Raw genomic sequence first — 14,349 nt, 5'->3', positions numbered from 1 at the left:
ACACCTTACGATCCCCCACCGCACCATTGAACCGAACGATCGGTCGGTAGGCGGCCGGTCGGTCCGGGCTCGTCGGATGAGAGGGGCGCCTGGTGACAACGGTGGTTGCAGCCGAGAGCGCGGGCGCGTACGCAACGGCGTTCGACGCGGCGGTGGCGGCGGACGAACGGATCGAACCACGTGACTGGATGCCGGACGCCTACCGCGCGACGCTGGTGCGGCAGATCGCCCAGCACGCCCACTCCGAGATCATCGGCATGCAGCCGGAGGCCAACTGGATCACCCGCGCGCCGTCCCTGCGGCGCAAGGCGATCCTCATCGCGAAGGTCCAGGACGAGGCCGGCCACGGGCTCTACCTGTACAGCGCGGCCGAGACCCTGGGCACCGGACGGGACGAACTGCTCGACAAGCTCCACTCCGGTCGCCAGAAGTACTCCTCGATCTTCAACTACCCCACGCTGACCTGGGCGGACGTGGGGGCCATCGGCTGGCTGGTCGACGGTGCCGCGATCACCAACCAGGTGCCGCTGTGCCGCTGCTCCTACGGGCCCTACGCCCGCGCCATGGTGCGGATCTGCAAGGAGGAGTCGTTCCACCAGCGGCAGGGCTACGAGCTGCTGCTCGCCCTCAGCCAGGGGACCGAGGCACAGCACGCGATGGCACAGGACGCGGTCGACCGCTGGTGGTGGCCGTCCCTGATGATGTTCGGCCCGCCCGACGACGAGTCCGCGCACTCCGCCCAGTCGATGGCCTGGAAGATCAAGCGGCACTCCAACGACGAGTTGCGGCAGCGCTTCGTGGACATCTGCGTGCCGCAGGCAGAGGCCCTCGGGCTGGCCCTCCCCGACCCGGACCTGCGGTGGAACGAGGACCGCGGGCACCACGACTTCGGGGCCATCGACTGGGACGAGTTCCGCGAGGTCCTCAAGGGCAACGGCCCGTGCAACGAACAGCGGATCACCCAGCGCCGACGGGCGCACGAGGAAGGCGCCTGGGTGCGCGAGGCAGCGGCGGCGTACGCCGCCAAACACGGGGAGGCATCGGCATGAGCTCTACGGACTGGCCGCTGTGGGAGGTGTTCGTCCGCAGCAGGCGGGGCCTGTCGCACACCCACGCCGGAAGCCTGCACGCCCCCGACGCCGCCATGGCGCTCCGCAACGCCCGTGACCTCTACACCCGGCGGGCCGAGGGCGTCTCGATCTGGGTGGTGCCCTCCGCGGCCGTCACCGCCTCCTCCCCCGACGAGAAGGACCCCTTCTTCGAACCGGCCGCCGACAAGCCCTACCGGCACCCGACCTTCTACGAGATCCCGGAAGGGGTGCAGCACCTGTGACCGCAGCGCTGGCACTCGGCGACGACGCCCTCGTGCTCTCCCACCGGCTGGGGGAGTGGGCGGGTAACGCCCCCGTGCTCGAGGAGGAGGTCGCTCTCGCCAACATCGCCCTCGACCTGCTCGGCCAGGCGCGGGTCCTGCTGTCCATGGAGGGCGACGAGGACGAACTCGCCTACCTCCGCGAGGAGCGCGCCTTCCGCAATGTGCAGCTCGTCGAACAGCCCTGTGCCGACTTCGCACAGGCCATGGCCCGGCAGCTCTACTTCTCCACCTACCAGGAGCTGCTGTACGGGCAGTTGGCCCGGGGGGACAGCGCGTTCGCCCCGCTCGCGGCGAAGGCGGTCAAGGAGGTCGCCTACCACCGCGACCACGCCGAGCACTGGACCCTGCGCCTGGGTGATGGCACGGCGGAGAGCCACGCCCGGATGCAGCGCGCGCTCGACGAGCTGTGGCGCTTCACCGGCGAGCTGTTCCAGCCGGTCGAGGGGCCGGCCGTGGACTGGGAATCCCTCCGCGAGGCGTGGACGGCATCCGTGGCGTCCGTGGTGGAGCGCGCCACCCTGACGCTGCCGACCGGTCCGCAGCGCGGTGGATGGGCCGCGGGCGCGGGCCGTCAGGGCCTGCACACCGAATCGTTCGGGCGGATGCTCGCGGAAATGCAGCATCTGCACCGCAGCCACCCGGGGGCGGCATGGTGACCCCCGACACGGCGTCCCCGGCCGCCCCGACCCTCCTCGAGGAGGAGCTCCGACGGCTCGCCGGTTCGGTGCCCGACCCGGAACTCCCCGTGCTCACCCTGGAGGAGCTGGGGGTCCTGCGCGGACTGCATGTCCTGGGCCCTGGACGGGTCGAAGTGGAGCTCACCCCGACGTACACCGGCTGCCCGGCCATCGAGTCCATGACCGCGGACATCGAGCGGGTACTGCACGAGCGAGGCATACCCGACGTCGCCGTCCGCACGGTCCTCTCCCCGCCGTGGTCCACCGATGCCATCAGCTCCGAAGGCCGGCGCAAGCTCGAAGAGTTCGGTATCGCACCACCGCGCCCGGGAGGCCCGAGCGGTCCGGTCATGGTGGAGCTGTCCGTGCGCTGCCCGAACTGCGGATCCACCGACACCACGCTGCTGAGCCGTTTCTCCTCCACCGCGTGCAAGGCGCTGCGCCGCTGCGAGTCCTGCCGCGAACCGTTCGACCACTTCAAGGAGTTGTAGATGGCCGCGGCTCGTCATGGCGCCTTCCATCAGCTGCAGGTGGCCGCGGTCGACCGGCTCACCGACGACTCGGTCGCCGTCACCTTCGCGGTTCCGCCCGAGCTGCGCGAGGCGTACCGGTTCACCCCCGGGCAGCACCTCGCGCTGCGGCGCCGCAGCACGGACGGCTCGGAGATCCGCCGCACCTATTCCATCTGCGGACCCGCCGGGAGTTCCGGGGGGCCGGAGACGCTGCGGGTGGGGGTACGGCTGGTCGAGGGCGGGGAGTTCTCGACGTTCGCCCTCAAGGAGTTGCAGGCCGGCCACACCGTGGAGGTCATGGCGCCGGCCGGGCGATTCGTCCTGGAACCCACGGCGGGGCACTTCGCCGCCGTGGTCGGGGGCAGCGGTATCACCCCGGTGCTGTCGATCGTCTCCACCCTGCTGGCCCGGGAACCCAGCGCCCGCTTCTGTCTGATCCGCAGCGACCGCACCGCCGCCTCGACGATGTTCCTGGACGAGGTCGCCGACCTGAAGGACCGGTACCCGGACCGGCTGCAACTCGTCCAGACTCTGTCCCGCGAGGATCAACAGGCCGGTCTGCCGTCGGGACGGCTGGACGAGGCCCGGCTCGGGGAACTGCTGCCGGCTCTGCTGCCCGTGGACTCGATCGACGGCTGGTTCCTGTGCGGCCCCTACGGACTGGTGCAGGGTGCGGAGCGGGCCCTGCGGGCGCTCGGCGTACCGCGCGCCCGGGTCCACGAGGAGATCTTCCATGTGGCGGACGACTCGTCCGCGTCGGCCGCGCCGGCGTCGGCACCGGCGCACAGCACGGTGACGGCAACGCTGGACGGCCGGTCCGGCAGCTGGCCGGTGCGGAACGCCGAGTCGCTGCTGGAGGCCGTTCTGCGGAACCGCGCCGACGCTCCGTACGCCTGCAAGGGGGGCGTGTGCGGGACCTGCCGGGCCTTCGTGGTCTCCGGCGAGGTCCGTATGGACCGGAACTTCGCGCTGGAGCCGGACGAGGTCGGCGCGGGCTATGTCCTGGCCTGCCAGTCCCACCCGGTCACCGAGCGGGTGGAGCTGGACTTCGACCGCTGACCTGCGGACGCGTCGCTCCGGGGGTGGCCGGCCCGGGCGCCGAACGGCATCATGCAGTGCCCGGCGCCGGGGTCGGCGTGCGGCGTCGGGTGCGCGGGCGCGCCGGAGTCACCGCCGGCCGCCCCGGGCGTTATCGGCGGGGGGACGTAGCCGTGGCCGGGCGCCGCCAGCGGCGATCCGGGGGTGCCACGCTCCGGTGGCCTCGCTCCGCAGGGCCCTCGCTCCGGGGAAGCCACGCTCCGGGGGACTTCCGCCTTGCCTGCGGAGCCTTGCCTGCGGAGCCCTGCCTGCGGAGCCCTGCCTGCGGGCCCTTGCCTGCGGGGTCTTCCCGGCGGAGAAATGCAGCGTGCTGTCCGGTGGGAGTGCGGACACCATTCCCAATTCCTGCAACATGTTCTACCTTGACGCACCGTCAGAAACTCTGCGGGTGTGTGCGGGAGGACGGGCAGTGGACTTCACCTTCACCGAAGAGCAGCAGGCGGCCGTCGAGGCAGCACAGGCCGTCTTCTCCGGGGTGGCACCCGACGGTGTGCCCAGCCCGGCCCTCGTGCCCGGTGCCGTCGCCGAGGACTTCGACCGTGCGCTGTGGCACAAGCTGGCCCGGGCCGACCTGTTGAGCCTCGTCCTCGAACCCCGGCACGGCGGGGCGGGCCTCGACCTCATGGCGCTCTGCCTCGTACTGCGGGAGTCCGCGAAGGTTCTGGCACGGATTCCCCTGCTGGAAACCGGCGCCGCTGCCCTCGCCCTGCGGGCCCACGGCAGTACCGGGCTCCGTGACGACCTTCTCCCCCGGGTCGGCCGGGGTGAACTCGTCCTGACCGTCGCTTCCAACGGCCGTACCGGCCACGACGCGGCGCCGCTCTCGGTCACCGCACACCGGGACGGTGACGCCTGGCTGCTGGACGGGGTGCAGACGGCCGTGCCCTGGGCACAGGTCGCGGACCTCATTCTCGTACCGGCCCGTGCCGGGGACGGTCGAACGGTGGTCGCTCTGGTCCCCCGCCTCCACGACGGGGTGTCCCTGGCCGAGCAGGTGTCCACCAGCGGCGAGCGCTACGCGGAGGTCTGTCTGGACTCCGTACGGATCGCCGGCCGCGACACCCTGTCCGGCGAGGGCGTCTGGGAGCGGCTGCGCGATGTGCTCGCCACCGGCACGTGCGCTCTCGCGCTCGGCCTGGGGCTCGGTGTGCTCGGGATGACCGGCGAATACACGGCCAAGCGGGAGCAGTTCGGCTTCCCCGTGGCCACCTTCCAGGCGGTGGCGGTCCAGGCCGCGGACCGCTTCATCGATCTGCGCGCCATGGAGGCGACCCTCTGGCAGGCCGCCTGGCGGCTCACCAGCGGAGCACCGGGGGCGCTGCCCCCGAGCGGCGACGTGGCGGTGGCGAAGATCTGGGCCTCCGAGGGCGTACGCCGAGTCGTGCAGACGGCCCAGCACCTGCACGGGGGCTTCGGGGCGGACACCGACTACGCGCTGCACCGCTACCACGCCTGGGCCAAACAGCTGGAGCTGTCGCTCGGCCCGGCCGCGGCGCACGAGGAAGCCCTCGGCACGCTCCTCGCCGCCCACCCTCTCGCTTCCTAGACGCCGCCCGGGAACCGGTCGGCCTCCACGGCCACCCGAGCGCCGGACATCCGGACGCCGGGCCCCCGGACACCGGGGCCCCCGGACATCCGGACCGCTGGGGACCGGGACGGAAAAGCCGGGGCGACGCAACAGCGGGAAGCGCCGAACCGGACAGAGATGTCAGAGCCCGGGTGGGAGGCTCAGAGCACGGGCGGGAGGCTCAGAGTACGTAGGCCTGTGCGCCGGTCTCCGCGACCAGCGGGCGTCCCGCGGCCTCCCAGCCGAGCATGCCGCCGTCGACGTTCACCGCGTCCAGGCCCTGGGCGATCAGGTACTGCGCCACCTGTGCGGACCGGCCTCCGACCCGGCACACCACGTGCACCCGCCGGCCGTCGGCGGCCGCCTCGGTCAGCTCGCCGAACCGTGCCACGACCTGGCCCATCGGGAGGTGCAGCGCGCCCTCGGCGTGCCCGGCGGCCCATTCGTCGTCCTCACGGACGTCCAGCAGAAAGCCGTCGGACGGAACCGCCCCGGCATCCACGGCGGGCAGCTGGGCGAAGTGCATGAGGTCAGCCTCTCTCGGTGTCGTCGGGCCGGATCGGCCCTCCCCGCACGTTACCCAACCAGCTCCGCCAGCCGCGCCTCCCGCTCGGAGACCTGCGCCAGCAGCTGCTCGGCGATCTCGTCGAGCAGGGCGTCCGGGTCTTCCGGAGCCATCTTCAGCATCGCGCCGATGGCACTCGACTCCAGTTCGGCCGCGACGGCGGCCAGCATCTCCTTGCGCTGGGCCAGCCACTCCAGGCGGGCGTACAGCTCCTCGCTCCTGCTGGGCCGCTGCTCCTCGCCGCGGGGACCGGCCTCCCACTCCTCGGCGAGGTCGCCGAGCGCCGCCTGATCGCCCGCCGCGTAGGCCTTGTTGACCCGCACGATGAACTCGCTGCGCCGCTCCCGCTCCGTCTCGTCCCGTGCCAGATCGGGGTGCGCCTTGCGGACCAGCTCGCGGTACATCCGCCGGGCCTCCTCGCTCGGCCGCACCCGCCGCGGCGGCTGCACCGGGCGCTCGGTGAGCATCGCCGAGGCTTCGGGCGACAGGCCGTCGGAGTCGATCCAGCCGTTGAACAGCTCCTCGACGGCAGGCATCGGCAGGACCAGCCCCCGGGCCTGCTGTGCCTTGCGCAGGTCCTCCGGGTCACCGGTCCGGGCGGCGATCGCCTCGGCGATCTTCGCGTCGAGCTCGTCGAGCCGGGCATACATCGGGCCGAGCCGCTGGTGGTGCAGCCGGGAGAAGTTCTCCACCTCGACCCGGAAAGTCTCCACGGCGATCTCGAACTCGATCAACGCCTGCTCGGCCGCGCTCACCGCCTGCTCCAGGCGTGCCTCCGGCCGCGGACCGCCCTGGGGCTCCGTCCGCTCCGCTTCAGGGTTCGTCTCGGCTTCCGGATTTGTCACCCGGCCAGCCTACGGGCCGTTCTTCCCCGGTGGTTCCGGTAGGGCCTCAACGGTGGCCCGGCAAAGGACTGCCGCCTCGCCGGAGCGGTGCCGCACTCCGGTTCACGAGCCGCCGGTTCGCCGACCGCCGTTCGCCGAACCACCGGCTCGTGAGCTGCCGCACACCGGTACCGGCCGGACCGCTGCCGTCCCGGGACGGCAGGCACGGGACGGCAGGCACGGGACGCCGGAACGGTGACGGCCGGGCCCGGGAGCGGACCCGGGATGCCGGCGCAGGAGCGACCCAGGATGCCCGGCACGGGAGCGGACCCAGGGCACCCTGCCCGGCCCGCAGGCCCAGCCGTCCCGGCCGGGTCAGCAGGCCCAGCCGATCAGCCGGATCAGCCCGGTCAGACCCCCGGCTCAGCAGCTATCCGGCCGTTCCGCACCGCGGTGGCGAGTTCGGCGTGGTCCGCCTCGGTCCGGTCCGCATACGCGACCGCGAAGGCGGCGATCGCGTCGTCCAGCGCCTCGTTCTTGCCGCAGTAGCCGGCGATCAGCCGGGGATCCACGCTGTGCGTGTGCGCCCGCGCCAGGAGCGCGCCGGTCATCCGCCCGTAGTCGTCGAGCTGGTCGGGGGCGAGGGCTGCCGGGTCCACACTGCCCTTCCGGTTCCGAAACTGCCGGACCTGGAACGGATGCCCGTCGACGGTGGCCCAGCCGAGCAGGAGGTCGCTCACCACCTGCATCCGCTGCTGGCCGAGCACCACACGTCGTCCCTCGTGCCCGCCGCGGCGCTCCTGGTGCGTGCCGAATCCGGCCTTCTCCACATGGGGCAGCAGCACCGAGGGGCGCGCCTCCTTGACCTGGAGCACCAGCGGCTCGCCCAGGTGGTCGAGCAGCAGCACCACATAGGACCGCAGGCCCACACTGCCGGTGCCGACGACCCGGAAGGCGACGTCGTGCACCGCGTACCGCCCGAGCAGCGGCAGCCGGTCCGGCGGCAGCGTCCGGAGATAGCCGGGCAGCGCGGATGCCACCGCGGCGGCCTCGGCATCGGGGACCCGCCGGAGCACCGGCGGGGCGTCCGTGAAACCGCGACCGCCGTCCGGGAGGCTCTCGGTCGCCTTGGCGGCGAATCGCGCACTGGTGTTGCGCCGCGCCTTCTCCGAGACCCGCTGCAGGGTGCCGATCAGGTCGCGCGCGTCGGTGTGGGAGACCAGCTCCTCGTCCGCGATGGCGTTCCAGGCGTCCAGTACCGGCATCTTCGCGAGCAGCCGGGCGGTGCGGCGGTAGGCCCCCGCGGCGTCCCGTGCCGCCTTCCGGCAGGTGTCCTCGTCCGCGCCCGTCACCCGGCCCGCCAGCACGAGCGACGTGGCCAGCCGCTTGAGATCCCACTCCCAGGGACCGTGCACGGTCTCGTCGAAATCGTTGATGTCCATGACGAGATTGCCCAGGGGATCGCCGTAGAGGCCGTAGTTCCCGGCGTGCGCGTCACCGCAGATCTGCGCGCCGACCCCGGTGACAGGCGTGCCCGACAGGTCGTACGCCATCAGCCCCGCCGATCCGCGGAGGAAGGCGAACGGGTTCGCGGCCATGCGGCCGACCCGGATCGGCGTCAGCTCCGGGAGCCGCCCGGCGTTGGACTCCTCGACGGCCGTCAGGGCATCCGGCCGCCCCGCCCCGAGCGCCGCCTCGGCGTGCGCGGAGCGCGGCACCCGCTCCCGCAGCGCCTTGCCCCGCTCCTTCGGCGTGGGGGATCCCTCCGGCCACGGGGCGAACCCCGGCACATGAGGAATCCGCCTGCCCGGCTGCCCCGCCCGTCCCGTGTCCGCCTCGGCCTCGGCCATGATGTGCCGCCTCCCCGTAACCACCCACTACGACTGGGCCATGACCGTACCGCCGGTTCCCGGCCGGCGCAGACCCTGTGGAAAACCCCGGCGGACGGCGGCCCGGCGGTCGGCGTGGGAGCGGCTCGCACCGGGCGCGACCTGCGGGGGAGCGGCAGGAGGGACGGAAGGACGAGGACCGAGGACCGAGGACAAGAACAAGGACGAGGGCGAGAACGAGGACGCACCGTTCCGCACCGCTGTGCGCCGGCAGTCCCGCGCACCGGACGCCGGCCATCGGTCGCCGGGCACAGGCCGCCGGGCGCCAGCCACCGGGCCCCAGCCGTCAGCCCCCAGCCGTCAGCCGTCAGCACTCAGCCCCGGCCTCAGCGCCGTCAGCGCCGGTCCTGCACCCCGCACCCCTCAGCCGCGGAAGCGCTCCGGGCAGTCGCCCCCGTCCGAGAGGTGCAGTTCCGCCCAGCGCCCCAGCTCCTTCAGCGCCGGCTCCAGAGCCCGGCCGGCCTCCGTGAGCCGGTAGGAGACACGCAGCGGAGGCCCGGCGTCGACCTCGCGCACGACCAGGCCCGCCCCGGCGAGCTGCGTCAGCCGGTCCGACAGCATGCGCTCGCTGATGCCCGGGATCGCCCGGCGGAGCTCGGCGAAGTGCACTGCCCGCTGCAGCAGCACGGACACGATCAGGCCGGTCCAGCGCTTCCCGAACAGCTCGAAGACCCGCGTCATGCCGGCATCGACCGTCTTGCACGCCTGCTCGTCGCCGTTCGTCATGGCTCCAGCGTACTAGCCATCCGTACGGGACTGCAGAAAAGTAAGTGACTATGCTAAGAATAGCTACGTACGGATTTCAACTTCTCTCGATGCCGGAGGCACCCCATGCCCACGCTGCTCCACCTCGACTCCTCCGCCTTCCCGCTGGGCGGCTCCTCCTCCCGTGACGTCGCCGCCACCTTCCGCAAGGCCTGGGAGGCTCAGCACCCCGACGGCACGGTCATCCACCGCGACCTGGCCGCTGATCCGCTGCCGCACATCGACGCCGCGGGGATCTCCGCGGCCTTCGCCGACCCGTCCGGGCACTCCGCCGAACAGCAGGCGGCCTTCGCCCTCCGCGACACCCTCGCGAAGGAGCTGGAGCAGGCCGACGCGGTGCTCATCGGCGCCCCGATGTACAACTTCACGATCCCCTCGACCCTCAAGGCCTGGCTCGACCACGTGATCGTGATGGGCCGGACGGCCGGGGACGCCCCCTCCGCGGCGGGCACGCCGGTCACGGTGATCGCCAGCCGGGGCGGTTCGTACGCCCCGGGCACACCGCGCGAGGGCTTCGAGTTCGTTCAGACCTACCTGGAGAAGGTGCTCGGCGGGATGCTCGGGCTCGAGGTCGACTTCATCGTTCCGGAGCTCACGCTCGCCCGGAGCAACCCGGCCATGGCCGACCTGGTCGGGCTGGCCGACGCGTCCCGCACCAAGGCGCACGAGGACGCGACGGAGAAGGCCGAGGCCCTCGCCGCCCGCCTCGCCGCCTGAACCGGCCCGCGACAGGGCCGGGACCCACACCCCCGCACCAACCCTGGGGAACCGGCCCGGATCTCCAACCCGGCCGGCTCACACCCCCCGCCCCTGGCCCCCGGACCCCGGACCGTCGACCCCCGGACCGAAGCCGCCCCGTCGGGCCGTTCCGGCGGCGAGGGCCGGCCCGACCGGTGGGCAGGCCCTCCGGGAACAACAACCCATCGGAACAACAGGCCAGGACCGCCGGACAGCCTGCCGGGCGTCAACGCAGCGACGCCCGACGAGCAGTCCCGGCCCCCCGGGGCCACGCATTGGCACCCGACGCCCCGACAGCGGGCCCCGTCGATCGGCGGGGCCCACTGGGTGCGCTCACCGCCCACGCGTCGGTCGGGTCCGCGCATTCCCTGCAGAACCGCACACCCGCGCCCCGCCCCAACACGCACCGCACCGCTCCGCGCACCGCCCGAGCGCCGCGCCCCGAACCTCGTCGACAACTCGGCGTCGGGGACACCCCAACCTCGGGGCAACCCCCGGCGAACTCCGGGCAATCGGCTCGACAACTCTTCTTCGAACCACCCGACCCACCCGATTCGACCCACCGGATTCGACCCACCCGACGCCGACCCGCGGCCTCCCCGCACGAGGCAGAGACCCGCACGGCTGCGCAGCGGAGACAAGCAGCGCCGCCGGGACGAACGGATCCGGCCCCAGCCGCCCACGGCCTGAGCCGCGGATCGCCCGGCCACCGGAAACCCGTCGACTCCATGACCGAACGCCACGCCAAGACCACACTCAGCAATGACAAAGGGCAAAACGAAGCGGACCCCTCCGGGTGACTATCGTCACCTCGAAGAGGCCCGCTTTCGCATGGTGCGCGAGGGGGGAGTTGAACCCCCACGCCCTTTCGGGCACTGGAACCTGAATCCAGCGCGTCTGCCTATTCCGCCACCCGCGCATGGGTGTTGCCGTTCGACTCTCCCCGCCGGAACCGGACCTTGCGGCCCGTGTCGTTGGGGTGAGCGCCTTCCGACATCCAGAAGATTAGCACGCTGGCGGGGGTGGGTTCACACGCGTATTCCTCGCCCTCGGGCCGGGCACCTCGCCGGTTGCGGGACACTGTCGTGGTGGTCGCCTCTACGATCCGGTGGGGACGGCCCCACGAGCACTCCCGCGAACCGCTCCGGGCGGGCCCCTGTGAGGGGCGACACTCGACGGTGATGGCGGGAAGTGGAACCACCTGTGTTTGCGGCTCGTGGATACGATCAGTAAGCAGTACTTGGACGACTTCAAGGAAGAGCATCAGGGAAGGAGGTGCCCCGTGGGAGTACTGAAGCGCTTCGAGCAGCGACTCGAGGGTCTCGTCAACGGCACCTTCGCCAAGGTGTTCAAGTCCGAGGTCCAGCCCGTCGAGATCGCGGGGGCACTCCAGCGGGAGTGCGACAACAACGCGACCATCTGGAACCGCGACCGGACGGTCGTCCCCAACGACTTCATTGTCGAATTGAGCACACCGGACTACGACCGGCTCAGCCCGTACTCGGGCCAGCTCGGCGACGAGCTGGCCAGCATGGTGCGCGACTACGCCAAGCAGCAGCGCTACACCTTCATGGGCTCGATCAAGGTCAACCTGGAGAAGGCCGACGACCTCGACACCGGTCTGTACCGCGTGCGGAGCCGGACGCTGGCCTCCAGTGAGTCCCAGAGCCCCGCGGGCCGGCGCCCCGCCGCCGCCCCGCATCCGGGCGGATACCCGGCGCAGCCCGCCGGCGCACCGCCGATGCCCACCTCGCCGCCCGGCGGCCGTCCGCAGGGCGGCTCCTCCACGGCGACCCGACCGCCCGGTCCGGGCGGGGGGCCGACGCCGGGCGCCCAGATCCGGCGCTGGATCGAGATCAACGGCAACCGCCACCAGATCTCCCGGCCCACCCTGGTGCTGGGCCGCAGCACCGAGGCCGACGTCCGGATCGACGACCCCGGTGTCTCCCGCCGGCACTGCGAGATCCGGACCGGAACGCCCTCGACGATCCAGGATCTGGGGTCCACCAACGGCATCGTGGTGGACGGGCAGCACACCACCCGCGCTACGCTCCGCGACGGCTCGCGGATCGTCGTGGGCAGTACCACCATCGTTTACCGGCAAGCCGAAGGGTGAAGCGGGGGCAATGTCAGAGCTGACCCTGACGGTCATGCGGTTGGGTTTTCTCGCCGTACTGTGGCTGTTCGTCATCGTGGCCGTGCAGGTCATTCGCAGCGACCTGTTCGGAACGCGGGTGACCCAACGCGCGGGGCGCCGCAACGCCTCCGAGCAGAACCGCCAGCCGGCCTCCGGCCGCCAACAGCAACAACCGCCGCAGCAGCGCACCCAGTCCGGCGGCCGCGGTTCCGGCCGCCAGCGCCGCGGAGCACCCACCAAGCTGGTGGTCTCCGAGGGCTCGCTGACGGGCACCACGGTCTCGCTCCAGGGCCAGACCATCTCCCTCGGCCGGGCCCACGACTCGACGATCGTGCTGGACGACGACTACGCGTCCAGCAGGCATGCCAGGATCTACCCGGACCGTGACGGCCAGTGGATCGTCGAGGACCTCGGGTCCACCAACGGCACGTACCTCGACCGGACCCGACTCACCACCCCGACCCCCATTCCGCTGGGCGCGCCGATCCGCATCGGCAAGACCGTCATCGAGCTGCGGAAGTAGTACGACATGAGCGAGCGGAGCGAGCGAGCCGTGGCCTCGTTGTCAACAGGCCACGGCAAGCTCCCGACCGGAGGGTGGGCACCGTGCGGATGTACCCGGAGCCGACGGGCGAGGTGCGCATGAGTCTGTCACTGCGCTTCGCCGCCGGATCGCACAAAGGCATGATCCGCGAGGGCAACGAGGACTCCGGCTACGCCGGTCCCCGCCTCCTCGCCATCGCCGACGGGATGGGAGGCCAGGCCGCCGGCGAGGTCGCCAGCTCCGAGGTCATCTCCACGCTGGTCCAGCTCGACGACGACGTACCGGGCTCCGACATCCTGACGTCCCTGGGCACGGCCGTGCAGCGGGCCAACGACCAGCTGCGGGTCATGGTCGAGGAGGACCCCCAGCTCGAGGGCATGGGCACCACGCTCACCGCCCTGCTGTGGACCGGACAGCGGCTGGGCCTGGTGCACGTCGGCGACTCCCGCGCCTATCTGCTGCGGGACGGCGTCCTCACCCAGATCACCCAGGACCACACCTGGGTGCAGCGGCTGGTCGACGAGGGCCGGATCACCGAGGAGGAGGCCACCACGCATCCGCAGCGTTCGCTGCTGATGCGGGCGCTGGGCAGCGGCGACCACGTCGAGCCCGACCTCTCGATCCGCGAGGTCCGGGCCGGTGACCGGTATCTCATCTGCTCCGACGGCCTCTCCGGCGTCGTCAGCCACGAGACGCTCGAGGACACCCTCGCCGGGTACCAGGGCCCGCACGAGACCGTGCAGGACCTGATCCAGCTCGCGCTGCGCGGCGGCGGCCCCGACAACATCACCTGCATCGTCGCCGACGTCTTCGACGTGGACGTGGGCGACACCCTCACCGGGCAGCTCAACGACACCCCCGTCGTGGTGGGCGCGGTCGCCGAGAACCAGCACCAGCTCGGCGACGGCGGCGCCATGGAGACCCCGGCCGGCCGCGCGGCCGAACTGGGCCGCGGCGTACCGCCGCAGAGCCCCTCGGGCGCGGGGGGCTTCGGTCCGCCCGGCAGCGGTGACATCGCCGATCTCGCCGACGGCGGCTACGGCGCGTACACGGACGAGGACTTCACCAAGCCCCGTCGCCGCGGCCGGTGGCTGAAGCGTTCGCTGATCATCACGCTGGCGCTCGGTGCCCTCGGCGGCGCGCTGTACGGCGGCTACACCTGGACCCAGACCCAGTACTACGTGGGCACCAAGGGCCAGCACATCGCGCTGTACCAGGGCATCAGCCAGGATCTGGCCTGGATCAGCCTCAACGAGGTCCATGAGGACCACCCCGAGATCGAACTCAAGTACCTCCCCGCCTACCAGCGGAACCAGGTCGAGGAGACGATCGCGGTGGGCAGCCTCGACCAGGCCAAGGGCAAGGTTTCGGAGCTGAACAAGCAGGCCTCGGCGTGCCAGAAGAGCTCCGAGCGGGCCGAGAACGCCCGCAAGCAGGCCGAGGAACGCCGCAAGGCCGAGGAACGTCAGTCCAAGCCCGGCAACAGCCCGAGCAGCAGTGCCTCGGGCAGCAATGTCTCGACCCGCAGTACGACCGATACGACCCGCCCGTCCAGCAGCGCCACTCCGTCGCCCGGCCCCAGCTTGTCGGAGGAAGAGAAGCAGCTGGCCAAGCAGTGCGATAGCACCCAGCAGTAGCCGTAGGGGGCCATCCGGACC

General features: G+C 71.9%; 14 protein-coding genes and 1 tRNA gene. 10 read left to right on the top strand and 5 right to left on the bottom strand.

Translation table 11 applies throughout. From position 1 onward, the window contains the following. Positions 1 to 92 precede the first annotated feature (92 nt). The 6 genes from paaA to AC3EQ1_RS01250 all read left to right on the top strand — a co-directional run bounded on the left by paaA (position 93) and on the right by AC3EQ1_RS01250 (position 5,208). On the top strand, positions 93 to 1,049 hold the full coding sequence (gene paaA / locus AC3EQ1_RS01275; protein ID WP_432092340.1) for a 1,2-phenylacetyl-CoA epoxidase subunit PaaA: 957 nt from the start codon (positions 93 to 95) through the stop codon (positions 1,047 to 1,049). After that, positions 1,046 to 1,333, top strand: a complete 288-nt coding sequence (gene paaB / locus AC3EQ1_RS01270) for a 1,2-phenylacetyl-CoA epoxidase subunit PaaB (RefSeq protein WP_432092339.1) — start codon at positions 1,046 to 1,048, stop codon at positions 1,331 to 1,333. Before paaA ends, paaB begins: the two co-directional genes overlap by 4 nt. Then, the gene (gene paaC, locus AC3EQ1_RS01265; protein WP_432092338.1) at positions 1,330 to 2,031 is read left to right on the top strand and encodes a 1,2-phenylacetyl-CoA epoxidase subunit PaaC; all 702 of its coding nucleotides are present in this window, start codon (positions 1,330 to 1,332) and stop codon (positions 2,029 to 2,031) included. Before paaB ends, paaC begins: the two co-directional genes overlap by 4 nt. Then, positions 2,025 to 2,543: a 1,2-phenylacetyl-CoA epoxidase subunit PaaD gene (gene paaD, locus AC3EQ1_RS01260; protein ID WP_432092337.1), complete on the top strand. Its 519-nt coding sequence runs from the start codon at positions 2,025 to 2,027 to the stop codon at positions 2,541 to 2,543. The genes paaC and paaD overlap by 7 nt, the downstream gene beginning before the upstream one ends. Continuing rightward, a complete protein-coding gene (gene paaE / locus AC3EQ1_RS01255) occupies positions 2,544 to 3,623 on the top strand; it encodes a 1,2-phenylacetyl-CoA epoxidase subunit PaaE (protein ID WP_432092336.1) in 1,080 nt (359 codons plus the stop codon). A gap of 448 nt (positions 3,624 to 4,071) precedes the next feature. Continuing rightward, the gene (locus AC3EQ1_RS01250) at positions 4,072 to 5,208 is read left to right on the top strand and encodes an acyl-CoA dehydrogenase family protein (protein ID WP_432092335.1); all 1,137 of its coding nucleotides are present in this window, start codon (positions 4,072 to 4,074) and stop codon (positions 5,206 to 5,208) included. Between the two features lie 202 nt (positions 5,209 to 5,410). On the opposite strand, the gene AC3EQ1_RS01245 is transcribed toward AC3EQ1_RS01250, so the two are convergent. The 4 genes from AC3EQ1_RS01245 to AC3EQ1_RS01230 form a co-directional block, all read right to left on the bottom strand. Beyond that, positions 5,411 to 5,755, bottom strand: a complete 345-nt coding sequence (locus AC3EQ1_RS01245; protein WP_432092334.1) for a rhodanese-like domain-containing protein — start codon at positions 5,753 to 5,755, stop codon at positions 5,411 to 5,413. A 50-nt stretch (positions 5,756 to 5,805) separates the two neighbouring features. Next, the gene (locus tag AC3EQ1_RS01240; RefSeq protein ID WP_432092333.1) at positions 5,806 to 6,639 is read right to left on the bottom strand and encodes a J domain-containing protein; all 834 of its coding nucleotides are present in this window, start codon (positions 6,637 to 6,639) and stop codon (positions 5,806 to 5,808) included. Positions 6,640 to 7,028: 389 nt separating this feature from the next. Further along, positions 7,029 to 8,468, bottom strand: coding sequence for a DUF2252 domain-containing protein (locus tag AC3EQ1_RS01235; protein WP_432092332.1), 1,440 nt, complete (start codon positions 8,466 to 8,468; stop codon positions 7,029 to 7,031). Between the two features lie 402 nt (positions 8,469 to 8,870). Then, on the bottom strand, positions 8,871 to 9,233 hold the full coding sequence (locus AC3EQ1_RS01230) for a winged helix-turn-helix transcriptional regulator (protein ID WP_432092331.1): 363 nt from the start codon (positions 9,231 to 9,233) through the stop codon (positions 8,871 to 8,873). A 105-nt stretch (positions 9,234 to 9,338) separates the two neighbouring features. On the opposite strand from AC3EQ1_RS01230, the gene AC3EQ1_RS01225 reads away from it, so the two are divergent. Next, positions 9,339 to 9,989, top strand: a complete 651-nt coding sequence (locus tag AC3EQ1_RS01225) for an FMN-dependent NADH-azoreductase (protein ID WP_432092330.1) — start codon at positions 9,339 to 9,341, stop codon at positions 9,987 to 9,989. A gap of 853 nt (positions 9,990 to 10,842) precedes the next feature. Here AC3EQ1_RS01225 and AC3EQ1_RS01220 read toward each other — a convergent pair. Next, a tRNA-Leu gene (locus AC3EQ1_RS01220) sits at positions 10,843 to 10,929 on the bottom strand. A 363-nt stretch (positions 10,930 to 11,292) separates the two neighbouring features. On the opposite strand from AC3EQ1_RS01220, the gene AC3EQ1_RS01215 reads away from it, so the two are divergent. The 3 genes from AC3EQ1_RS01215 to AC3EQ1_RS01205 all read left to right on the top strand — a co-directional run bounded on the left by AC3EQ1_RS01215 (position 11,293) and on the right by AC3EQ1_RS01205 (position 14,328). Next, positions 11,293 to 12,126 (top strand): FHA domain-containing protein, encoded by an 834-nt coding sequence (locus AC3EQ1_RS01215; RefSeq protein WP_432092329.1) that lies wholly within the window; start codon positions 11,293 to 11,295, stop codon positions 12,124 to 12,126. 10 nt (positions 12,127 to 12,136) lie between these two features. Beyond that, on the top strand, positions 12,137 to 12,670 hold the full coding sequence (locus AC3EQ1_RS01210; RefSeq protein WP_432092328.1) for an FHA domain-containing protein FhaB/FipA: 534 nt from the start codon (positions 12,137 to 12,139) through the stop codon (positions 12,668 to 12,670). 119 nt (positions 12,671 to 12,789) lie between these two features. Continuing rightward, positions 12,790 to 14,328 carry a PP2C family protein-serine/threonine phosphatase gene (locus AC3EQ1_RS01205; protein ID WP_432092327.1) on the top strand — a complete coding sequence of 513 codons (1,539 nt, stop codon included), beginning with the start codon at positions 12,790 to 12,792 and terminating at the stop codon, positions 14,326 to 14,328. The last annotated feature ends 21 nt before the right edge of the window (positions 14,329 to 14,349 follow it).

Source organism: Streptomyces sp. bgisy100, from assembly GCF_057709105.1.
Note: the sequence above shows the minus strand (reverse complement) of the source record. Positions and strands in the feature narration are given on the sequence as shown.